This is a genomic window from Pantoea sp. PNA 14-12 (assembly GCF_004364735.1).
GTDB lineage: Bacteria > Pseudomonadota > Gammaproteobacteria > Enterobacterales > Enterobacteriaceae > Pantoea > Pantoea stewartii.
In genome coordinates this window covers 796,890-818,965 of sequence record NZ_SOAJ01000001.1, presented here as the reverse complement: position 1 = coordinate 818,965, position 22,076 = coordinate 796,890, and the positions used below count along the sequence as shown (strand labels likewise).

General features: G+C 51.9%; 22 protein-coding genes. 13 read left to right on the top strand and 9 right to left on the bottom strand.

The features are described 5' to 3' along the window. Positions 1-41 precede the first annotated feature (41 nt). A complete protein-coding gene (locus C7434_RS03985; RefSeq protein ID WP_033738410.1) occupies positions 42-491 on the top strand; it encodes an NUDIX domain-containing protein in 450 nt (149 codons plus the stop codon). 353 nt (positions 492-844) lie between these two features. On the opposite strand, the gene C7434_RS03980 is transcribed toward C7434_RS03985, so the two are convergent. Beyond that, on the bottom strand, positions 845-2,002 hold the full coding sequence (locus C7434_RS03980; protein WP_133745160.1) for an epoxide hydrolase family protein: 1,158 nt from the start codon (positions 2,000-2,002) through the stop codon (positions 845-847). A 465-nt stretch (positions 2,003-2,467) separates the two neighbouring features. After that, positions 2,468-3,991: a GGDEF domain-containing protein gene (locus tag C7434_RS03975; RefSeq protein ID WP_133745307.1), complete on the bottom strand. Its 1,524-nt coding sequence runs from the start codon at positions 3,989-3,991 to the stop codon at positions 2,468-2,470. A 258-nt stretch (positions 3,992-4,249) separates the two neighbouring features. On the opposite strand from C7434_RS03975, the gene C7434_RS03970 reads away from it, so the two are divergent. Beyond that, on the top strand, positions 4,250-4,585 hold the full coding sequence (locus C7434_RS03970) for a hypothetical protein (RefSeq protein ID WP_050504766.1): 336 nt from the start codon (positions 4,250-4,252) through the stop codon (positions 4,583-4,585). A 243-nt stretch (positions 4,586-4,828) separates the two neighbouring features. Here the strand turns inward: C7434_RS03970 and C7434_RS03965 are convergent, their stop codons facing one another. Genes C7434_RS03965 through C7434_RS03955 form a run of 3 tightly spaced genes read right to left on the bottom strand, consistent with a single transcriptional unit; the run spans position 4,829 to position 7,090 of the window. After that, positions 4,829-5,056 carry a non-oxidative hydroxyarylic acid decarboxylases subunit D gene (locus C7434_RS03965; RefSeq protein WP_072021682.1) on the bottom strand — a complete coding sequence of 76 codons (228 nt, stop codon included), beginning with the start codon at positions 5,054-5,056 and terminating at the stop codon, positions 4,829-4,831. 9 nt (positions 5,057-5,065) lie between these two features. After that, a complete protein-coding gene (locus C7434_RS03960) occupies positions 5,066-6,493 on the bottom strand; it encodes a non-oxidative hydroxyarylic acid decarboxylases subunit C (protein ID WP_133745159.1) in 1,428 nt (475 codons plus the stop codon). A 33-nt stretch (positions 6,494-6,526) separates the two neighbouring features. Beyond that, positions 6,527-7,090: a non-oxidative hydroxyarylic acid decarboxylases subunit B gene (locus tag C7434_RS03955; RefSeq protein ID WP_033738417.1), complete on the bottom strand. Its 564-nt coding sequence runs from the start codon at positions 7,088-7,090 to the stop codon at positions 6,527-6,529. Between the two features lie 198 nt (positions 7,091-7,288). Here C7434_RS03955 and C7434_RS03950 point away from each other — a divergent pair, with 198 nt between their 5' ends. Beyond that, a complete protein-coding gene (locus C7434_RS03950; RefSeq protein WP_033738420.1) occupies positions 7,289-7,711 on the top strand; it encodes a MarR family transcriptional regulator in 423 nt (140 codons plus the stop codon). A gap of 106 nt (positions 7,712-7,817) precedes the next feature. Here C7434_RS03950 and C7434_RS03945 read toward each other — a convergent pair whose 3' ends face one another. Together C7434_RS03945 and C7434_RS03940 are read right to left on the bottom strand one after the other, a co-directional pair. Beyond that, a complete protein-coding gene (locus tag C7434_RS03945) occupies positions 7,818-8,768 on the bottom strand; it encodes a bifunctional helix-turn-helix transcriptional regulator/GNAT family N-acetyltransferase (RefSeq protein WP_033738422.1) in 951 nt (316 codons plus the stop codon). A gap of 139 nt (positions 8,769-8,907) precedes the next feature. After that, on the bottom strand, positions 8,908-9,798 hold the full coding sequence (locus C7434_RS03940; protein ID WP_133745158.1) for a LysR family transcriptional regulator: 891 nt from the start codon (positions 9,796-9,798) through the stop codon (positions 8,908-8,910). A 98-nt stretch (positions 9,799-9,896) separates the two neighbouring features. Between C7434_RS03940 and C7434_RS03935 the strand changes: the two genes are divergently transcribed. The 8 genes from C7434_RS03935 (at position 9,897) to C7434_RS03895 (ending at position 18,825) form a co-directional block, all read left to right on the top strand. Further along, the gene (locus C7434_RS03935) at positions 9,897-10,955 is read left to right on the top strand and encodes an SDR family oxidoreductase (protein ID WP_033738428.1); all 1,059 of its coding nucleotides are present in this window, start codon (positions 9,897-9,899) and stop codon (positions 10,953-10,955) included. A gap of 327 nt (positions 10,956-11,282) precedes the next feature. Then, positions 11,283-11,609: a four-helix bundle copper-binding protein gene (locus C7434_RS03930; protein WP_133745157.1), complete on the top strand. Its 327-nt coding sequence runs from the start codon at positions 11,283-11,285 to the stop codon at positions 11,607-11,609. A 661-nt stretch (positions 11,610-12,270) separates the two neighbouring features. Then, positions 12,271-12,822 carry a DUF1641 domain-containing protein gene (locus C7434_RS03925; RefSeq protein ID WP_133745156.1) on the top strand — a complete coding sequence of 184 codons (552 nt, stop codon included), beginning with the start codon at positions 12,271-12,273 and terminating at the stop codon, positions 12,820-12,822. Next, entirely contained in the window at positions 12,822-14,183 is a 1,362-nt protein-coding gene (locus C7434_RS03920) for a cytochrome ubiquinol oxidase subunit I (protein ID WP_050504769.1), read from the top strand. Before C7434_RS03925 ends, C7434_RS03920 begins: the two co-directional genes overlap by 1 nt. After that, positions 14,180-15,124, top strand: coding sequence for a cytochrome d ubiquinol oxidase subunit II (locus tag C7434_RS03915; RefSeq protein WP_033738431.1), 945 nt, complete (start codon positions 14,180-14,182; stop codon positions 15,122-15,124). Before C7434_RS03920 ends, C7434_RS03915 begins: the two co-directional genes overlap by 4 nt. A 609-nt stretch (positions 15,125-15,733) precedes the next feature. Then, the gene (locus tag C7434_RS03905; protein WP_133745155.1) at positions 15,734-16,804 is read left to right on the top strand and encodes an amidohydrolase family protein; all 1,071 of its coding nucleotides are present in this window, start codon (positions 15,734-15,736) and stop codon (positions 16,802-16,804) included. Further along, the gene (locus C7434_RS03900; protein WP_039340877.1) at positions 16,779-18,053 is read left to right on the top strand and encodes an MFS transporter; all 1,275 of its coding nucleotides are present in this window, start codon (positions 16,779-16,781) and stop codon (positions 18,051-18,053) included. Before C7434_RS03905 ends, C7434_RS03900 begins: the two co-directional genes overlap by 26 nt. Positions 18,054-18,330: 277 nt before the next feature. After that, complete coding sequence (locus tag C7434_RS03895) at positions 18,331-18,825, top strand: GNAT family N-acetyltransferase (RefSeq protein WP_133745154.1); 495 nt, start codon at positions 18,331-18,333, stop codon at positions 18,823-18,825. Between the two features lie 78 nt (positions 18,826-18,903). On the opposite strand, the gene C7434_RS03890 is transcribed toward C7434_RS03895, so the two are convergent. Further along, entirely contained in the window at positions 18,904-19,389 is a 486-nt protein-coding gene (locus tag C7434_RS03890) for a hypothetical protein (RefSeq protein ID WP_226374481.1), read from the bottom strand. A gap of 174 nt (positions 19,390-19,563) precedes the next feature. On the opposite strand from C7434_RS03890, the gene C7434_RS03885 reads away from it, so the two are divergent. Continuing rightward, a complete protein-coding gene (locus tag C7434_RS03885) occupies positions 19,564-20,415 on the top strand; it encodes a LysR family transcriptional regulator (protein WP_133745153.1) in 852 nt (283 codons plus the stop codon). Positions 20,416-20,575: 160 nt separating this feature from the next. Continuing rightward, a complete protein-coding gene (locus tag C7434_RS03880) occupies positions 20,576-21,319 on the top strand; it encodes an SDR family oxidoreductase (RefSeq protein ID WP_039340887.1) in 744 nt (247 codons plus the stop codon). Positions 21,320-21,540: 221 nt separating this feature from the next. Here C7434_RS03880 and C7434_RS03875 read toward each other — a convergent pair whose 3' ends face one another. Continuing rightward, complete coding sequence (locus tag C7434_RS03875; RefSeq protein ID WP_133745152.1) at positions 21,541-21,948, bottom strand: nuclear transport factor 2 family protein; 408 nt, start codon at positions 21,946-21,948, stop codon at positions 21,541-21,543. Between the last annotated feature and the right edge of the window lie 128 nt (positions 21,949-22,076).

The following is a 22,076-nucleotide window of genomic DNA, read 5'->3' as shown; positions in this document are numbered from 1 at the left end:
GCCTGTGCAGTCAGGCTTGTTTTTCTCATTATGGAGTTTATATGGACTATGTCTCTGAGATGCGCAGCATCATCGGCCATCGTATGCTTTTGCTTGCGGGTGCCAACGTCATCATTGTCCGGAATGATGGCAAAATTTTACTTCAGCAGCGCAAAGACTCTACCTGGGGATTGCCGGGCGGCTTGCTTGAACCGGGAGAATCACTTGAACAGACTGCGTTAAGGGAAGTAAAAGAAGAGACCAATATTGATATTCATTGCCTTCACTTTCTGAAAGTTTTTTCAGGGCAGAATTATAGTTTCATTCTGCACAACCGGGACGAAATTAATGTCATTACCGCACTTTACTTCACTGACAGTTGGTCCGGGGAGTTAGTCAACGACCCCAGAGAAGGACTTGCGCTTGAATTTTTCTCTGCAAGAAAGTTGCCTTCGCCGATGAACAACGAATATTTAACGTACATAAACTACTTTGTGAATCGCGGCAACTGACTTTAAAGACTGATTAAGTACTTAGTCAGATAAAGCTGGTACAGCAAAGCGTCAGGGAAGAGAGTTCAGCATTTGCCCTAAGCCCCGGATGGTTAGCGTTGGAAAAGAACGGGTAGACTGAAGGCTAAGCAAGAAGCAGGGAATATCCCGCTTCGTGCCAGAAGTGGGCATCCAGCTCCCCTTAGTCTGGGTCAGATTCATCTGCCATAATGAAAATTCTACTCAAGAGCTTTTGCACTTGAAGATAGCCAGGGTAAGTCTTCCGGAAACAGTTTGGGTTTTGTCTGAGGTGACACCCTTCAGATTTAACGGTCATTGCTTACTGTTTTTTTGCTGGCCAGCTCTTCTGTTATTCAACCAATGGCGCTTCTGTAAGTACGGAAAAAGAGTTTTACATCTTCAGCGTAAAGCGCAGGTTCTTCCATCGCTGCAAAATGGCCTCCCCGCGGCATTTCAGTCCAGTGGCATAGCTTGTAATGTTTTTCTACCCAGCTTTTTGGTGGTGGCAATATATCGGATGGAAAACAGCATAGCCCTACAGGAACAGACGTAGTAGTCAAAGCTGGAAGTGTTCGCGCATTTTGTCTGTACATCGCCGCAGCCGTTTCTGTACTGTCGGTCAGCCAGTACAATGAAATATTGGTGAGGATGTCTTCAGGGCTAAAGTGACTGAACAGGTCCCCATCACCCCCGCTCCAGGCGACATACTTTTCCGTAATCCATGCAGCCAGACCTGCCGGTGAATCGTTAAGCGCGTATGCAAGCGTGCGGGGCCGCGTCGCCTGAAGTGCCATATATGCTGATTCTTCAGCAAACCATGCTGAGGCTCTGCTTCGATATAACTGCTCCTCCTTCGTCATGTATTCCGTATCTTTCAGCGATAACAGTTCCCGAAGGATCCCAACGTCAGTCAGATGAATTGCTCTGATGTGGGAAGGATAGAGAGAGGCCAGGTAGCGCGTAATACCGGAACCGATGTCGCCACCAGCAGCACAGAAGGACTGATAGCCAAGGACTTCAGTCATCAGTCTGAACCAGAGACGGGCAACTTCAGCATTGTTAAGGCTCTGGCCTGAATGAGTTTGTGAAAAAACAAACCCCGGTACGGAGGGAATGATAACGTCGAAGGTATCACTTTCCAGCCCGCCATATCGGGCAGGATCTGTCAGAAAGGGGATTAACTTTGTGTAGCGGGTAAATGAATCTGGCCAGCCATGTGTCATTATAAGCGGAATGGCCGACTTTCCCTTCCCACGAACATGAATAAAGTGGATACGGTGCCCCTCAATTTCTGCGCAAAAATGAGGGAGTTGGTTCAGGGAAGCTTCCTGTTCACGCCAGTTAAAACGGTCATGCCAGTACTCTATAAGCGGTTTTAAAAATTGCGAAGGTACACCTTTTCCCCAGCTATCATCATTGCTTGTACGTGGCCAGCGGGTCTCTGTAAGCCTTCGGTCGAGATCATCAAGCTGACTCTGAGGGATATCAATTACGAAACGTTCTGCTTTCATAAAGATTAGTCTCCTTAAGGTATGCACGCTGACCCTGAGAGTAAAATTTTAACTGCTAAAGATATTTGCCGACATCTTTCTGCCTGCTCCAGGAGCATAGCGGACGTTCAACTCAATTAGCTGACCTGCTCCCTGTAAATGAATACGCGGCTTCATTAGCAAACTCTCTACTGTCGGCTGACTGCGCGCGTCCGCTTTTCGCTCAAAGCGGACCTTCATCTCAGTCAGCCTGTCCGCTTTGTGTCAGAAGCAGGCGTTGTCAAGCCAGGAATTAATGAATGTGCACCGGACTTTCTGGAAAACGAAAGATTTTCATACTTTCTTTAGCGAAGTCTGGGCTGCGCTGTGTGGAAACAGGTTTGTAACCCAGTGGATTTCTGGTCGCTGCCGGATTGAAATAACCCGTATATGTCTTTGCGTGGCTCAGGCAGACGATCGACGCTGAACAACTTAAACCCCATACTCTCAGGACTGACTGTTTCCACTGACGGCACGGTTTCTTCCGTTTCGCTTGGCTTGATAAAGCGCGTTATCAGCCTGCTCTTTTAGTCTTTCTGCCTCACTGGCGTCTCCCCTGGCGGTTATCGTCCCGCAACCGGCGCTGACAGTTACGGTCCCGCCCTCTACAGCGGTTGCTTTATGCACCAGTCCGGCATCGGACACGGCCTGCACCGCCCGTTGCGCCACTTTCAGTGCATCAGCCTGACCGGTATTTGGCAGGATGACAGCAAACTCCTCTCCACCGTAACGGGCCACGATATCGTCACTGCGATGAATAACGCTCTTAAGGGCAAAACCTACTTTTTTCAGACACTCATCGCCCGTCACGTGCCCGTACGTATCGTTGTAGCGCTTGAAATAGTCAATATCCACCATAATCAGCGACAGCGGTTCACCTGACTCAGCCGAGCGTTTCAGATTCCTTTCCAGCAGCACATCAAACTGCCTGCGGTTAGCCAGTCCCGTCAGGCCATCCACCAGTGCCAGTGACTGGAGCGTATGGTTAATGCCGGTAAGTTCATCCCTGACCAGCGTCAGCTCCAGCTGGTTTTTTACGTTGACTCTGACCTGTCTCAGCATAAATAACCCCATCCCGGTGATGACAAACAGCAGCACGACATTGAGTGCTAAATCGATCAGGTTTTCAGATATCCACTCAGCCCGGGCTTCGTCCCGGTCATATCCTGCCGTCACAATCAGTGGATACCGCTCCAGCCGGGCATAACCAAATATCCGCTCCACACCGTCAAGCGCAGAGCGCCATGACGCACTGCCGCTGTCAGAATTTTTAAGCACGCTCCTGAACAGCGGGCTTGAGGAAAGGCTGCGGTTAATATAGGAATCGGGTAAAGGACGAATGTAAAGCACGGACGTGTCGGCAAGGATAAGCGCCAGCATATCCCGCTTGCCCAGGCTGTAGTAACTGTAGAACTGCCGAAAATAGTCCACCTTCACGGTCGCCAGCGCAACCCCTGCAAAATTGCCGGCGGCATCATTCAGCCGGACCGATACCGGTATGACCAAATCGCCCGTTGAGCGGCTTCGGATTACGTGACTGATATGAATCCCTGTATCAGCATGCGTGCGGTGCCAGATAAAATAGTCCCGGTCAGCATTAGTTGCCTTTACCGGCACGAAGCTGCCTGACGTCGCGACCCAGTTGCCCTGTCTGTCATAGATAAACAAACCGTGTAGTTGGGGAAGCTTTCCCTGCTGCTCGTGGATTTGCGCTTTAAATGCTGACGTGGAAGCATACTCCGGTCCGTTCAGCGTAAGCTGCCTCACTGCGTCGCTAAGAGTGATGTCCACCTGAAGAAACGCGTCTTCGGCCTGCCTGGCAAGTGAGACGGAAAGATTACGAGCGCCTTCCTCCCGCTCACAAAGTTTGAGGCGCCAGTCATTCCAGAGAGACCACGCGTTAATACCGACAACCGACAGGGCCGTAACGAGTAAAAATACAGCCAGGCTACGACCAAGCGATGTCCGCATCAGCGGGGAAGATACGTTATCGGGTAACTGATTCAAGAAGGCATGACTCCGGAAGGTATTAGAAACACTTAAGGATATAGCAGGTGGACGATTTTAAAAGCTTTCTGAGGTTTGACCAGACCTCCCTGGGCGGGCGAACATCTCAACTGCCTTTGCAAGGCTTTTATCATTTGAGTCTCCCCTGTATTGCCCGCCGGACTGGAGAGAGTCCAGGCTGTTTGTCAAAAAGCCAGAAACGCAGTTGAGTCACGAAAAGGGATGCTTAACCGTGGACTGATTGCCAGCGGGGAAAGCCAGCGCGATGTGCTGACAGACACAGGGCATCGTTGGTTAGAACAACAGGGAACAGAAATCCCGGAACAATGGGAAGAGAATCATCGTATGTGCCTCGACTGGACCGAGCGTCAGTATCACCTTTCAGGTCCACTCGGTTCCGCTCTTCTGGAGGCTTTTATCTCATGGAAAAGGCTGAGCCGTCTGGGTAAATCCAGAGCGCTGAAGATAACCCTCTCAGGCCCGAAAGCCTTCGGGCACCCTTTTGGTCTTCGTCAGCTACACGGTAACCCCACATCCTTTTTTAATTTAGTCATGTGAACCAGCCGCTTTATATTCCTGTGATCGTTACTGCCGTGTGAAGCTGACACCGGCCCCGGTGACGATTACTGTTAACGTGCCCTAAGCTTACTGCTTGCGCCTGCCGATTATTAATTTCACCCACTCAATATCACCGCAGTACAAAGTCATGTCATCAAATAATTTTTTGATTCAGTAACAGAAATGAAGCAGGTTTAACGTGGCAAATCATTCATAGCGGGCCTGGGCCCGCCATAAAGGAAATTACCGGGTTAACAGAGGAGGTACAGACGGGACTTCCGGCGCCGTATCAATATCATGTTGGGTCATCCGGAAAGCGTCAGGATAATGTTCCCGCTCCGTTCTTCTGGCCGGCTCTGTGCTGCGCCATGTGTACAGGCAATGCTGACACTGCTGTACCGTCCATACACCCTCAACAGGCGATGTTGCCATCATTTCAATGTGCTCATCAGCACAACGTGGACAAATCATACTCTCTCCTTAACCGCGATTTGATAACAGGGCCGTTAACTTCTCAACCCAAAGTGATGTTTCTGGCAGGTCTTTTACCGGCTGACTGTAGTGGCCGCGTATATCGGGTGCGACCGGTGTCGTCGCATCGATCACAAGTTTATCTGTTATCCCTGCGGGACTAGAGCCCGGGTCCAGTTCCAGTACGGACATGTTTGGCAACTGAACGAGATCGCCTTTTGGATTGACCTTGGAAGACAGGGCCCACATCACCTGAGGCAGGTTAAAGGGATCGACATCTTCATCGACCATGATCACCATCTTGACGTAGCCCAGACCATGCGGCGTCGTCATCGCCCGTAGCCCTACCGCACGGGCAAACCCACCATAGCGTTTCTTAGTAGAAATAATGGCCAGTAAACCGTGCGTGTACATGGCGTTTACAGCCTGCACCTCGGGGAAATCCGCTTTCAATTGTTGATACAGAGGGACGCAGGTTGCCGGGCCTATCAGATAGTCAATTTCGGTCCAGGGCATGCCCAGATACAAGGATTCGAATATGGGCTTAGTGCGGTAGGAGACTTTATCAATCCGCACAACCGTCATCTTGCGACCGCCGGAATAGTGACCGGTAAATTCGCCAAACGGTCCTTCAATCTCACGTTTGCGGCCCTCAATCACGCCTTCAAGAATGACTTCCGATCCCCATGGCACATCAAAGCCTGTCAAAGGGGCCGTCGCGATGGGGTACGGGCTTTCGCGTAGCGCACCTGCCATTTCATATTCTGACTGATCGTACTTCAGCGGCGTGGCTCCCATCAGCGTGATAACGGGGTCATTGCCCAGCGAGATAGCCACGGGCAAATCTTCGCCACGTTCTTCCGCCTTGTGAAGATGAAGTGCAATATCGTGCATCGGCACGGGCTGCAGCCCGAGTTTGCGTTTACCTTTCACCTCCATCCGGTAAATACCAACGTTTTGCTTCCCGAAATGTTCCGGGTCAAGTGGGTCACGTGAAACTACGCAGGCCTTATCAAGATAGAAACCGCCATCGCCATCGTTTAAGCGAAACAGTGGAAGGATGTCGAAGAGGTTGATCTCTTCACCCTCAACGGTATTTTCTGACCAGGGCGCATTGGCGCGCCTTTCTGGAGCCACAGGAAACGTTTCCCAGCGGCGAATGAATTCGTCTATCTGCTGTTTCACTGGTGTATTTAGTGGGAGGCCCAGCGAAATGGCATGGTTTTGCCAGGAACCGATGGTGTTCATCACGACATGAGCATGATGGTAACCCTTAATTTTTTTAAACGAGAGGGCCGGTGCGCCTTCACCCATTCGCCCTGTCGCATTTGCCGCGGCGGCCATATCCGGTTCGGGCAACACCTCTTCATCAATTTCAAGAAGCTGGCCCTGTTCGTCCAGCGCCTTCAGGAAACTACGTAGGTCATCAAACGCCATTATTCACTCTCCATACTCAGAAATTTCTAAAGACTAGTTGAGGCCTTTCCAGCGATTTGCCTTTGGCGAGGCAATTCCAAACTGGTCGAGAACGCGGGCGACGACATGATCGATCACATCATCAATAGTTTTGGGGTGGTTATAAAAAGCGGGCATTGGCGGAACCATAGCGACGCCAAGACGGGAGAGGGCCAGCATATTTTCAAGATGAAGAGGACTGAGAGGCGTCTCTCTGGGAACCAGGACAAGTTTTCTGCCTTCTTTAATGATGACGTCAGCAGCCCGTCCAATGAGCCCTTCCGCGTATCCGATGCGAATGCCAGCTAACGTTTTCATACTGCAGGGAATAATCACCATCCCATCGGTGTGAAAAGAGCCTGACGAGAGGGTAGCGGCCTGGTCGGCAGGACCGTGCACGACATCAGCCATATTCATCACCTCACGCGATGAAAAAGGCGTTTCAAGTTCAATTGTGGTTTTAGCCCACTTGCTCAAGATCAGATGCGTTTCAACCTCGCTGATTTCCTGTAAAACCCTGAGCAGCGCAACCCCTAAAGGCGCGCCTGTGGCTCCCGTCATACCGATGACAATTCTCATCTGACTGCCTCATTAAAATAATGTTCGTGTACGAATGAAATTGACGGTACGTCAGGCACGCCCTGAAAGTCAATTAATTTCTATGGTTACTATTATCAGCGTTATCTTTTATGTCTGCCGACAAAGAGTGTTGAACGGAGGGAATAATGATTTAACATTAGCAGGACACAGCGGGTAAAAAATCAGGAATAAACCTTAATGCACAAAGACTTGAGCAACCTTTTCTTTCATCTGACGCGGAAACTTCTTCAGGAACATACCGCCTTATGGCAGGAAAAGATGCCCTTTCTGACAAAGCAACAGTTCGCTGTTCTGTCAGCCGTTCATGCTCAACCGGGAATCGAACAACTGGACTTAATGGAGGCGGCGTTGAGTTCAAAGGCTACGCTGGCAGAACTGCTTGTACGAATGGAAGGTAAAGGACTGATCAATCGTGCAGAGGGAAAAAAAGACAAACGTCGTAGATTTATTACGCTGACGGTTCAGGGCGAAGAGATGCTTAAAACTGCGGCACCGATAGCTGAACGCGTTGATTCCCATTTTCTGAACAGGTTAGAAAAAAATGAACAAAACGACATCATCAGCCTCCTGAAGATCATGTTAAAAAAACCTGTTTCCTGAAAGCATCCTTACCTTTTAGAAACAGGTTTAACCGCCGGGTCATTCCCGCAGCGGAATGACAAACCACCAGGGCCATCTTCGCCGCCTGGGAATATTTACGGCGCGGTTAGCGGATTTTGCGGGTAAATTGCTGTTCCGTAATCGTGCTGCCCCATTGATCCCCTTCCCACTCTTTCGATAATTCAAACCCGAATGACTCGTATAAACGCCTTGCCGCCGTTAGCTTATTAAAGGTCCATAGCTGCACCGCAGAGAACTTCTGCTCATCGCAAAACGCCATCGCCATTGCCATCAGTTTTCGACCGAGGCCGCTGCCCCGGCAGTCATCGTCAAGAATGAACCAGCGCAGATGCGCCTCATTGTTCCCGAGATCTTCACCATCAATGGCCACAGAGCCAACGATACGATCATTCATGACTGCCAGCCAGATCTGGTTGCCTTCATTACCGAGACGTCCCGTAAAATCGGCAAGGCCCGCTGCGACCTTTGCTTCGAAAAAGGCACCGAAATTGTGCTCTCTGGCATAGTAACGGCCATGCATCTCCGTAATGCGGCCTGCCATGCCCGGCTGGTAGCCAGTGACGATGCTCACATGGCTGTGTTCATCAAGCTCTGTGTTTTCACGACAGGCTTTGAGTGCGCGGGCGTAGGATGACAGCCCCAGTGAGACAGTGTGCTGTCGCGCAGGGTCAAGCTTTCTCAGCGCAGCGGCGACCCGCTCATCAGCATACTGATTAATCGCCCCCACGGTCTTTATCCCCTTGTCTGTGAGCCGCAGGTATTTCGTTCTGCCATCATACGCGGACGGGGCTTCATCCAGCTCACCGGCCTCGACGAGTTTAGTGAGCAGGCGACTCACGCTGGATTTCTCAAGCCCCAGCGTCTCTACCAACTGGGACGCGGTCACGCACCCTTTTGCTTCTGCTTCGAGTAAGGTATGAACGGCAGACGCTGAATAATCGGTTGCCGCCAGGGTCTGATTCATAAAGCCCAGTTCGCGCACCATCAGACGTGATGCAACGCGGATAGTGTTAATGGTGTTTGAGGCTGTGTTCATCAGCGTAGATCCTTTACGACATAGTTGTATCATACAACCATATGACGGGAGATCCTGTCAATCTTGCTACGCCGCTGTGCGGCTGGCGCAGACTAAAACGCTTTCTGACCCGCTCAGTGCCCGTCTGAACCGACCAGGCTTAACCGTGAATACCCACCAGTTGAGGAAGTAACTGCGCGATCACATCCACAACGCTCCTGACGTTCGGGGGAATAAAACGGGCATCAGGAAAAATCGCATAAAGAAACCTGTCCGGGAGTCGCCATGTCGACAGGACAGGAACCAGTAACCCCGACGCCAGCCCTTCCGTTGCCAGCGGATGCTGAATGCCCCCGATCCCGATACCTGCCTGAATAGCAGCGATGAGCCCTTCGCTGGTATTGGCCCGAAAAACGGTGTTCACCTCTAATTCGATTGCCTCCTCTCCTGAAACTAACTGCAGAGGCCTGTCCAGCGCGAGACCGCTGAACCGGATATGAGGCAACTGCGTCAGCTCATCAACTGAATGAATTTGTTTAAATCCCGGCGCCGCATAAAGCCCGGATGTCACGCGGCCCAGCATGCGTACCGCATGTAAGTCTGGCGGTTTGCCCGCCAGCCGCACCGCAACATCTACCCCTTCACTGACCAGGTCGGCAATACGATCATCAAGTGAAAGCTCAAGATGTAATCCGGCGTGCGATTTCTGGAGCGCCAGAAGATGGGGAAGAAAAAGGCGCCCTAAGCCGCTGGGCAACTGCACGCGCACCGTGCCCTGCCACTGCTGATCCCCGGGATTGAGCGCCCTCTCTGCTTCCCGTATGGCATCCAGCAAAGGTTTGATGTCGCGTCTGTACCTCTCTCCCTGCTCGGTGAGCATCATAACGCGCGTTGTCCGGCGAAATAACACCACACCCAGTTCTGCTTCCAGTGCGGCAATCTGCTGACTCACGGCAGACTGTTTCATGCCAATCAGGCGCGCAGCGGCGGAAAAGGAGCCTGCCTCAGCGACCCGCAGGAACGTCGCCATCGCGTTAAGCTTGTTGTTCATTTAATGATTTCACTTATAAGTGCCATCAGTTAAGGGGGATATGCGCAAAAAAATGAATATATCACACTCTCTCCCGTCACCTTATCTGGAGAAAATGCATGAATACGCTGCAAACGAAAAACGTCGCGCTGGTCGCGGGAGCCAGTGGCATTGTCGGGCGTCAGCTCGTTAACACGCTGCTGCAAAATGACTGGGAGGTGATTGGCCTGAGCCGTAACCCATCGCCGCATCTCCAAAACCTACCCGTTGTCACCGTAGATTTACGGGATGCCGGGCAGGCCGCACGTGCGCTGCAGCCGTTAACGCATGTCACGCATATTTTTTACAGTGCCTGGCTTAACGCGGCCAACTGGGCCGAAATGGTGGAACCCAACGTCACCATGCTGCGTAATCTGGTGTCCAACATTGATACCGTGGCATCGTTAAAAACGGTAAGCCTGATGCAGGGTTATAAAGTGTATGGCGCACATCTTGGTCCCTTTAAAACGCCTGCGCGTGAAAGCGATCCTGGCGTTGCTGGCGCTGAATTCAATGCGGCTCAACTGACGTGGCTCAGCGATTATCAACGTGGACGGTTATGGCGATGGAATGCTGTCAGGCCGGGCGTAGTAGGCAGTAACGTGCCCGGTAATACCATGAATCTTGCACTGAGCATCGCGCTGTATGCTTCACTTTGTCAGTCGCTGAATCTCCCGCTCCGTTTTCCTGGATCACCGCAGACCTGGGGCAGCATCGTTGATTTTACGGATGCAGGTTTACTCGCTGATGCAACGCTCTGGGCAGCCACCTCACCCGCTGCCTCAAACCAGGCGTTCAACGTCAACAACGGCGATGTCTGGCGCTGGGCTGAACTCTGGCCGTTGATTGCGCGTTGGTTTGAGATTGAATGCGCACCGCCCGTGAGAGTGTCGTTTGAGCGTATGTTCAAAGATTACCGCTCAGTCTGGCGTGAACTTGCGCTGAACAAGCGTCTGGCAGAATCTGACATTCTGAAGCTGAACGACGGGCAGTTCGCAGACTTTGTTTTTCGCTGGGATTACGACATGTTCGGCGATGGCAGTAAGCTGCGCCGTGCAGGATTTCGGGGCATGCAGGCAACAGATGAGATGTTCTTCCGTCTGTTCAGACAGTTCAGAGCTGCCCGCATAATTCCTTAATCGCTGACCGCCGCGGGTTCCGGCCGGGATAAACAAAAGTGGGCAGTCGGGACGCCCTTACGCGGGAACAGATCCGTCGTATAAAAAATGCGGGCTTAGCAAACCGCTAATGATGCCTGTGCGTTGATTATGACGCACGGGCGTCATCCCCTCTGTGACGTTAATCGTCGTTTTATGTCCGTCGCGGCATAACGGAATTAAGCACCCATGAATAATTCACCGGAAGTCAACCATGTAGCCTGTATAACCGGTTATTGCGTCATTTCAGCCTTGAATAAACAGTCATCTTCTTCATGCTTATTAATCCACCTTCACTAAGGAGATATTATGCGTGATGAATACAAAAGCTGTATTGAGGCTTGTTATTTGTGTGCAGCCGCATGCGACCATTGTGCCGCCTCATGCCTTGAAGAAGAAAATGTCGATATGATGCGCACGTGCATAAAACTGGATATGCAATGTGCCAATATTTGTCGTCTTGCCGCGCAGTTTTTGACGCTTAATAGCGAATTTGCGTCAGCGCTTTGTCAGCTCTGCGCGAAGGTCTGTCAGCGGTGCAGCGATGAATGTGGTCAGCACAGACATGACCATTGCCAGGACTGCGCCAGAGCCTGTCACCAGTGTTCTGAACACTGCAGGAAGATGGCCGCATGAGGACAGATTATCAGGCCCGCTTTGGCGGGTTTTTATAAAGGTAAAGGATCAGAGTGAATATTCAGCCTGAAGCTGATGTCACCTCGATCCAGTCGCGCCAATGCTATCCTGCGTGACTCGCCGACTCAGTTTACCGGTTGCCAGGCCCTGTCTGATACGTTCTGCACGGTGACAGGTTTAATGCGTGCATAAAATCATTTTAAAAGGACTGTCACAGGATACAGGAGTTGTAAGCTGTAGCGTTGAAATTCTGTCATTACCTGACTTTCTACAGCACATGTATTCTTTTATGAATCAAAATCCATTTGGAATAACCATTCAGAGCGCAGCGGCAAACGAATAGATCAGCGTCTGCGCTTCGTTTATTGCAGCCTGTTATTTCAGGGGTAAGCGGTAACGTGATCATCCCACTCATGGCTAAAATTAAGATTATTCCCGAGCGTCTATCCAGCTGCGCTAACTGACTGTTTAAAGTTATTAAAATTTTCTGACTGTTATCTTTGACGGCGGCTTTTCATTCATTCAGTCTGCCGGTTCGCCTGCTTTATTCCCGTCTGACAGCTAATTTAAAAAAACGTTGAGTTAATTACCCGGTCCGTTTATGCGCAACAGCGAGTCATCCTTTCAGCGCACGGGCCTGCTGGTCAGAAAGGCGAATACGATGGAAACTTACTCCTCTGTCTGCGATGCGGAACAGCCGTCAGGCGTCGGCCGTGTTACCCCCTGCCCCCTGAACAGGCGGCCTGTCCAGCGACATTCTTATCGCCGAACCGCCAGACCTGGCGCAGAATTTGCCCGCACCGGGCATACGGCAAGCAGATGCTCTGTCTGGTTGCGGGAAAGCAGACATCGACAGGGTTTCCTGCGTCCTGTCACGGACAAGGCCGATAGCCACACATCGATTTATGCGCAGCCACTCAACGCCCCGCATCCGCCCGGTGTGCGCAATGCCGTGCAGAAGCGGTTACGGCGCTTTGAGCCGCAGGTAACGATTCCGTCCGGAGCGTTTAATCCGGTGGCGTTAGTCATCGTTCATGCTGCAAAAACGGCGCAGATGGCAGGACGGGCTGATGAAAACATCATCAGGTTAATGAAAGACGAAACGTTATGGCGGGAGATAAAACCGGACCGGCAAGATATGTGCGCGTCGGGCCGGGAGAGCCGACAATCGTCTGGAAACGGTGTCAGCCGTTACCGTGGTCAGCAAAGCTGATGCCTGAATCCGAAATCGTACTCTTGCTATCGCGCGCGCAGTTTGCGTTGACGATAGGCATGCACATTGTGCTGGCGGCGTTTACCCTGGGGCTTGGCCTGATCATTGTTTTGCTGGAAGGAGCCTGGTTACGCTACCGCCGTTCACACCACTGGCAGGCGCTTCAGTTCTGGATGCGTGTCTTTTCGCTCACGGTTGCAGTAGGTGCCGTCTCGGGTGTGGTCATGGAATTCCAGTTTGGTACCAACTGGAGTCCCTTTGCTCATAAAGTGGGTGGCGTCATGGGCCCGCTGATGTTTTATGAAATCCTGGTGGCGTTCTTCCTGGAGTCAGGCCTGACCGGCGTGATGTTATTTGGTATGGGTAAAATAAACCCAAAACTGCACTTCATTGTAACCTGCCTGGTGGCGTTAGGGGCTTTCCTCAGCGCATTCTGGATCCTTGCCGCCAACTCCTGGATGCAAACGCCTGTTGGCTATCTCCGCGATGAGCATGGTATTTTCCATGCCAGGAGCTGGATAAACATCGTCTTCTCTCCCTCGTTTCCACTGCGGTTTACGCATATGGTGCTGGCTTCTCTTATTGCGAGTTTTTGCGTGACTGCCGGGGCCAGTGCATGGCGGTTACTCAAGCAGCCCGCCGACCGTGCCGCGAAATGTGTGATGTCATGGTCCCTCTGGCTGCTGCTGATTGCTATGCCGCTGCAAATCGTAACGGGCGATCTGCAGGGTGAAAAAACCCGTGACTACCAGCCTGCCAAACTGGCTGCAATTGAAGGCAGCTGGCGCAGGCCGCCTCAGGGTGAGGGTGAGCCTTTACGCCTTTTCGCCCTGCCCGATCAAAAAGCGCAGGTTAACCACGCAGAAGTGGCGATCCCGACAGTGGCCTCACTTTATTTGCGCCATAACCTCACCGGGCACATTAAAAGCCTGAGCGAATTCCAGCCAGATCAACAGCCGCCGGTCTGGCCGGTCTTTTTTGCTTTCCGCGTGATGGTAGGCATGGGGCTCATTATTTTTGTGACCAGCCTGACCGCGCTCTGGCTGCGTTACCGGCGCGCGCTGTGGCCGCGCCGGTTGATGAAGTGGGTTGTGGGCCTGACGCCCGCTGGCTTTATCGCCCTGCTCGCAGGCTGGATCGTAACTGAAGTGGGCCGTCAGCCCTGGACGATCTACGGGTTATTACGTACCGACCAAAGTATTGCTCCCCTTTCTTTATCGACCGTCATCTTCTCTTTCACCGGCATCATCGGGGTGTATTCTCTGGTCTTTGGCCTGGGAATCTATTATTTCTTACGCCTCGTTTATTCGTTCGACAGTCATGCGCTCAGCGACGAAATCAGCACGGAGGCCTCTTCATGAGTCTCGATGATCTGTCCGCCGCCACGGTAGCCTTTTCGTTACTTATCTACCTCTTGCTGGACGGAACCGATCTGGGCGTCGGTTCCGTTATTCTTTTTTTTGATAATGAGCAGGATCGCCGCCGCCTGGTCCAGTCCATCCTGCCTGTGTGGGATGCTAATGAAACCTGGCTTGTCCTGACCGCGGGTGCGCTTTTAGCACTATTTCCCGCGGCCTACAGTCGGATCTTTAATGCTATCTATGTTCCGCTGTTTCTGATGTTTTTCTCCCTCTTTGGCCGTGCGCTGGCGCTGGAATACCGCGGGCAGGCTTCATCTCGCGTTAAGCGCTGGCTTGATTTCGTCCTTTTTATCGCATCGTTTGCGGCCGGTTTTTTGCAGGGCTACATGGCCGGCTTACTGGTGAGCGGTTTACCGGGTCAAACCGAATTTAGCTGGCTGTCGGGATATGCATTAATCAGTGGCCTGGGCATGGTATGGATTAACAGCCTGCTGGCCTGTTGCTGGATACGCTGGCGCGTGGGCGATCAGGCAAACATACGTGCGAGGCAACTGAGTGGGTGGTTACTGGGGCTGACTTTCCTGTTTTTCATTTTTAACATAGCGTATTTACCTGCCCCCTGGCAGAAAGCCCTCTCAACGCTTCCCGGAAAAATAAGCCTCGCGCTTGTCGCACTCTGTTGGGCAGGGCTGATCGTGAAGTTGAAAAGTAACGCCGCTTTATCGCCGTTAATTTTTGCGCTGCTGATGGTGACGTTCACGTTTATCACCCTGATGACCGGCATGTATCCATGGCTGATTCCTGGTACGTTAACGCTGTCTGACGCCTCTTCAGGTGCCTCTGGTCAGTATTTCTTGTTGGCGGGCATCGCCATCATTATGCCCCTGACACTGGCCTACAATAGCTGGGCTTTCTGGGTTTTTCGGGGACGGGTCAAATGATCCCACAGATAACCTGACAGACACGATCTGGCGCACGAACTGAACGCTGCGGCAGCCTTAACACATTCGCTGCGTTGCGCGATGAGGTTAACCGGTGCACTATCGATTTCATCGATTCGCTTTCTTGCCGTTTCCATTACCGAAGAACGTCCATCTATCTCGTCTTACCCGTTTATAAGTATGCGGCATGACATAACCCTCCGGTTAAATACAGTATTCCAGCCAGACGCGTGTAGCTATCAGTGTAGTAATGACCCCGGAAGTGTCGGTTCTCCCTTTATGCCCGACGCAGGCGCTCCTTCGCGATGTTCTGCCTTAAACCTGCAGCTGACAGGGTTATCACGTGTACTGATTGCCCCGTACACATTGTGCGGTAACAACGCGCTAAAAACGCGGCTTTGACGTTAAGACCGGCTATTTGTGATTAACATCTTATTTACACAATTAACATCCTCTTTTTGCTGGCTTGCCGCTGGGCGATGACTCTATAGTCAATTTATTCTGTAAAACACAGTTTTACTCTGTAAACCTCGCATTGCGTGCAGACTGGCTCCCGAGCCCTGTCAGCAACGTCAGATTGGGTTCGGTTACAAAGCATAAGGGGAAGCGATGGAGACAGTTAACGCACCGCATTTGCCTGTCAGAGAAAACTGGCTGGCACGGCATCACGAAAACGCGTTGATGCCCGATCTACCCATAGTGGATGCTCATCACCACTTATGGGACCGCCAGTCAGGACGTTATCTGGTTCCTGAGTTCAGCCACGATATTGAGCAGTCCGGACACCGGGTTCTGTCGACGGTTTATGTGCAGTGCCGTTCCATGCTGCGCTGTAACGGACCTGAAGCTTTCAGGCCCGTGGGTGAGGTTGAGTTCGCGAGCGGCGCTGCCGCTATGTTTGACAGTGGCCATTATGGTAAGGCAGCAGGCTGCGAAGCGATTGTAGGTGGTGCCAGTCTGCTGGCAGGAGATGACCTGCAACCCGTCATTGAATTCATGATGGCGCGCTCAGGGGGACGTTTACGAGGAATGCGTAATCCGCTTGCCTGGCACAGTGATCCCCGCGTCGTATCAAGCCCTGTCACACCGCCTGCTGGCCTTGCCACCACTACCGCATTTCGCAAAGGCGCAGCCTGCCTTGTCCGGAACGGACTCTCGCTGGATGTCTGGGTTTACCACACCCAGCTTGATGACATTATTGCGCTGGCAGATGCGCTACCCGATCTTCATATCATTGTGGACCACTGCGGCGGGCCGATCGGCACGGGGCCTTATGCTGGCAAAAGGGATACCACCTTTCAGACGTGGCAAAACGCCATTACCGCTCTGGCTGAACGACCAAACGTCAGCATGAAGATCAGCGGCTTTGGCATGACTGTCATGGGCTTTCCCTTCGCACAAAACGCCACACCACCGGACTCGCTGACGCTCTCTCTCGCCTGGCGGCCACTGTTTGAAACGCTGGTCGAAACGTTCGGCGTCACACGCTGTATGTTTGCCAGCAATTTCCCGGTCGACAAAGGCATGTTCAGCTATGGCGTGTTCTGGAACGCCTGCAAACGGCTGGCTGAACACATGTCTGCCGACGAAAAAGCACACCTTTTCTGGCGCACCGCAGCGTTGAGCTATCGCTTATCTTCCTTGGAGAATGCTGATGAATATCAAATCAAGACCGCATGAGGCTCATCCACTGGAACAGAATGAAGCCAGCCTGACGCTCTCTCAAACATCGGCAGAAAAACGAACGCTCGCGCTGGGTGGGCTCGGGTGGGCTTTTGAAAGCTATGACTCATTTTTGCTCTCGCTTTTATTGCCTGTGCTTGGCGTGGTATTTGCTGTCAGCAAAACTGAACTGGGTCTGTTTATCAGCACCACGGCTGGCGGACAGATCATTGGCGGCATTCTGTTCGGGATGGTCGCCGACAAAATCGGACGAGTCAGAACCGCTTTCATTTGTATTACGATCTATTCGCTTTTCTCAGGACTGCTGGCCTTTTCCCATCATCAACAAACTTTTGCTTTGCTGCGATTTTGCGGGGCACTGGGAATGGGTGGGATGTGGACCTCAGGGGCAGCGCTCATCGCCGAAACGTGGCGCCCTGAACGCCGTGCCCGGGGTGGTGCACTGATGCAAATGGGTTTGCCGGTGGGGGCCATTTTAGCGATTGGACTGACGGCACTGGTCACGGCGATGACAGGCAAACTGGAAAACGGCGGATGGCGATACCTTTTCATGATTGGCGCCTTGCCGGTTTTTATCATGATGGTCATTGCCTATATCACGCCTGAATCGCCAGTGTGGCTGGCACGCCAGCGGGAACGGGCTCACAGACCGACCCAGACGGCGCGGTCGGGCAAAACGAATCTAAAAGGACTGTTGCTGGCCTTTACCTTTATTTTTTTCATTCAGTACCTGTTCTGGGGTGTTTTTACCTGGACGCCCACCTATCTACGTGAAGTGAAGCACCTTGATTTCCTGCACAGCCTGAAATTTGTGCTGGCCTTGCAAACAGGTGCGATTGCCGGCTTCCTTGTGTTTTCACTCCTGGCAGATAAATGGGGGCGCAGGCCCATGTTTTTGCTCTACCTGTTTATCGGCGCTGTGGCAGTCGGCCTGTATCTGGCGACAAGCCAGCCACTGGTTCTGATGGCAGCCATCTTTATGGCGGGGTTTGGTGTAAACGGTATTTTTGCCGGCTCCGGGCCCTTCCTTGCTGAGATTATTGGCGACACACAGTCACGCGGCTTTTTAATGGGCCTGGCTTATAACGGTGGTCGCTTAGGTGGGTTTATTGCACCGCTACTTATTGGCTATGTTGCCAGCATAGGGGGATTTACCGCAGGGCTGGCGACCACGGTTCTGGCCTTTATCGCCGCAATGGTTGTGGTGTGGATGGCACCCGAAACGAAAGGCATTAAGCTGCAATAGCCCTTTTCTTTAAGCCTGATAAGGCACGACTGTTTTGGTCGTGCTTTTTTTAGTATGTAATGGGCTCTCCTCGCTCTTTAAAGACTTTTTAAACAACTGAGAAAGAGCCACAATCGACACATCGGGACAATCAAGAGAGAAACGAGCGGGCCTTTCTGAATGACAAAGCCGCCCCTGCAAATCTGCCAGCCAGCCTGAAGTTCTGGTAATAATGCAGATTGATGCGCGAAAATGTCCCCTGGCGACCACGATACTGAATTAACGAAAGGGAATAAACATGGAAGGAAAGGTAGCATTATGTCCACCTGAGGAATGGGAATCCAGGGTAACCATTTTTACTGAAATGGAAGAACATTATTATGGCAAGGGAACAATTCATGAATCGCTGATGAAGGATTATCTCCGTAATTTTTTGTTTAACCCGCTTTCCGGAACCATGGTAATCAAGGCTCACAGCGACAATAGCATTACTGGACTGGCCTGTTGCAGCCTGCTTTTCCCTTCTCCCCGATACAGCAGTCAGTTGCACATCAAAGAGCTCTATGTTTCCAGGGACGCTCGAAGTAAAGGTATCGGTAAATCGATGATGCGCTTTATAGCCATGCTTGCGCTTAAACACGAATGCCATAGCCTCAGCTGGAACGCTGAGAAATCTAATTCTGACGCTAACCGTTTTTATCAGTCTCTGGGCGGCAGAATAAATGACAAGATCGTAAATTACTATCTGCATGGGGCGAGCCTGAGCCAGCTGGCATTAAGCGATACAGCATAACCAGATCGCTCCCTTAGTTGATACACTTGCCATCAATTGAACAACGCTCACTGTCACCTGAAAGAGCAACTGCGAACGTCACATTTCCGCGCATAGCAGTCGATGAAGGATGCAGATGTCCGCGCTGTACCAAAAGCAGACTAAAACAACCTCTCGCCCTCGCTCATTAACATGCTGCAAACGACTGGCGTCCCAGGCCTTCATCGCGAAGGTTACCGCGGCATTCAGTTCCTCGCCTGTTGCACCATCACGCGCTTCGGTTGACAGACCTGTTTCAACGCTGTGCAGATACCTGGCCAGTGCCTGTGCATTCGTGTCTGCAGCCAGTTCGCCCGAGCCTGTTGCTTTGAGAACGCATTTCAGGAACCCTTCGCGGATACGGTTGCGGCGTGCTTCAAGAAGCTTACGGATATGCTCATGCCCGGGCGAACAGGTATTGACGGATAACGCGATAAGGCAACCGCTTGGGTGCCCCTGCTCTGTCTGCATAGTTACCGAACGGCGCAACGCCAGTTCAATGGCTTCGCGCGGAGCGAGGTTGTCGTCCCACAGACAATCGTTCACCTGACCAGAGGCAAAAAAACCGTTTAACAGCGCTGTTTTTTACGCTTTTTCCGGCTACCTTTCAGGTGCAGGAGCCGTCTGATGCACCGTTACGATGTCTTGCCTTGCAGCAAAGGCATGCCGCAAGTTATCGCTTTTTACCCTTAGTTTGATTCACCGGTATTGAGAGGCCTTATGTTTGACTGGGAAGATCTGCGCTATTTTTCAACCTTTGCCCAGACTGGCTCACTTGCCTCTGCGGCAAAAAAACTGGGCGTCGATCATGCAACCATTGCCCGAAGGATAGCCTCACTTGAAGCGTCGGTTAATCTCAGGCTGGTTGACCGTCGGCCGCGGGCCTATGTTCTGACGGAAGACGGGCATCAGATAGCACGTTACGGAGAACAGATGAATGCGGCAGCCTACTCACTGGAACGTTACTCCAGTGCTGAACAGGATGTTGCAGAAGGTGACGTAGTGGTTGCTGCTCCTCCGGCTTTCATTGGTGCTTTTATAGCCCCTTACGTTGGAAGTCTCCGTCAGGATCACCCGGATCTTCGCCTGAGTCTCCTGGTGACCAAAGAACGTCTTTCACTTACCCGTCGTGAGGCAGACATAACCATCAGTATGGTCCGTCCCGTTGAGTCTGCCGTTCGTACGCAGCGCGTTGGCCAGGTTAAGTTCAGGCTTTACGGCAGTGCAGAATATCTCGCCACACCGGGAGAACGGAGCGTCATCGCTTACGATGAGGACGTGACAGAGACGCCACAGCAGGCCTGGCTTAAAGCGCAGTGCGCGGGGCTGAAAGTTGTGTTCTTCAGTAATGATTTACGTATACAGGCTATTACGGCGGCTGGCCATGCCGGTATAGCGCTGTTACCCGAATACCTGGCGAAGGAATATCACCTTGTGCCGACAGATCCCGACGGCCCGGTTCTCATTCAGGACATCTGGTTGAGCGTTCATGAAGATGTCCGGTATGCGAGACGCATCAGTACTGTCCTGGACTTCCTTAAAGGCTGCCTTGAGCCTGCATGTAGCTTGTGAATTTTTGCATACTGAGCAGGTGATAATCTGGAATATCACACAGCGTTGCAGCCTCCTATACTCTCCCTGACTCTGAAGACGGGTAATAAACCCGGTGTTTATTACCCGACCCGTTCAGGTTCTCTCGTCATTTCCGGTAACCCAGTAAAGGTAATCTTCTATGAACAGTAATATGAGTGGAAAAGTCATTGTTATCACCGGTGCCAGCAGTGGTATTGGTGAAGCCACTGCCCGGCTTTTAAGCGCCGCAGGCGCGAGTGTCGTGCTGGGTGCCCGTCGTCTTGAAAAGCTGACTGCTCTGGCGGATGAACTGACACGGGCGGGCGGAAAAGCAGAAGTCGTGCAGATGGACGTGTCAAACCGTCAGGATGCCGAAAAACTGATTAAGACAGCTGTAAACACGTTCGGCAGGATTGATGTGCTGATTAACAACGCGGGTATTATGCCTAATTCACGACTGGACCAGTTGCGGGTAGAGGACTGGGAAAAGGCTATTGATATCAATCTTAAAGGCACGCTGTATGGCATTGCCGCAGCCCTGCCCTTTATGAAAGACCAGAAAAGCGGCCATATCATTAACGTGTCTTCTGTAGCTGGCCTGCGTGTTCGCCCTACCACGGCTGTTTATTCAGCGACTAAATTTGCGGTACGGGCTATATCAGAGGGCCTGCGTATGGAAATGACGCCATACAATATTCGCAGCACGATTATTTCGCCCGGACCGGTTGATACGGATTTACCGGGAAGCGTGACAGATGCTGCCGTAGCAGAGCAGGTCAGAAAGATACACGAAACGGCTATCCCGGCAGAAAAACTGGCTGAAACCATCGCGTTTGCAATCAGCCAGCCAGAAGCCATCGACATCAACGAAATCGTTATACGTCCCACCGCAATAGACTTTTGATCATTGCCCTGAGACAAGCTGGAATGTCGGCAGGGGCACAAGAAACATGCCATCTTCTCCATTGCTTCCCTGACGGAAGCCGTGGGCCCATGAAAGATGCGCATCCGTCACCGTAAAGGAAGAAGCCCCGCGAATGCTGCGGGGCGCTTTTGCGTCCGGTCTCACCTGTATTGCGCCTGCTGGTCGTGCCGCCTCTCTCTCCTCGTACCGGATGAGGCTTCTCACTCACGACAGGCTTCCGACACGGCGTAGCTGTCCTCAAACATACGGAAACGCGTAATGAGCCCCTGTTCGATGTACATATCAAGTACAAATTCGGTCTCAATTAACTTACCGGTTTTTTTAACGCGCGTGGCAAGCTCGCCCGTGGCGACGACGTGGTTGCCGTTGATAAGAATGTCGTTGATGTCGAACTTTTCTGACGTCGTCTGCTCCCGGATTTGCGCATAGAATTCGGCCACACCTGCTCTGCCTTTTTTACGCCCAATCCAGGGAACCACTTGTGTATTACCGGCGATAAGCCAGTCCACCTTTTCACTGACCAGTTCAGCGATCTCGCTCACCGCCTCGGAGGTGGCGATACGATGAAAGAAGGTTTCGACTACAGCCTGAGGTGTTGGCGTCGTCATAAAGTGTCACTCCCGTTAACTGAAGCCCAGGCCCTCAAGATTAATTTAGTATTGCGGAAAGCGGCTTATCTGCAGATGCGGTTGAATGCTCCAGATCAAAACTCGGGTCACTGACGTGATCGTGTTTC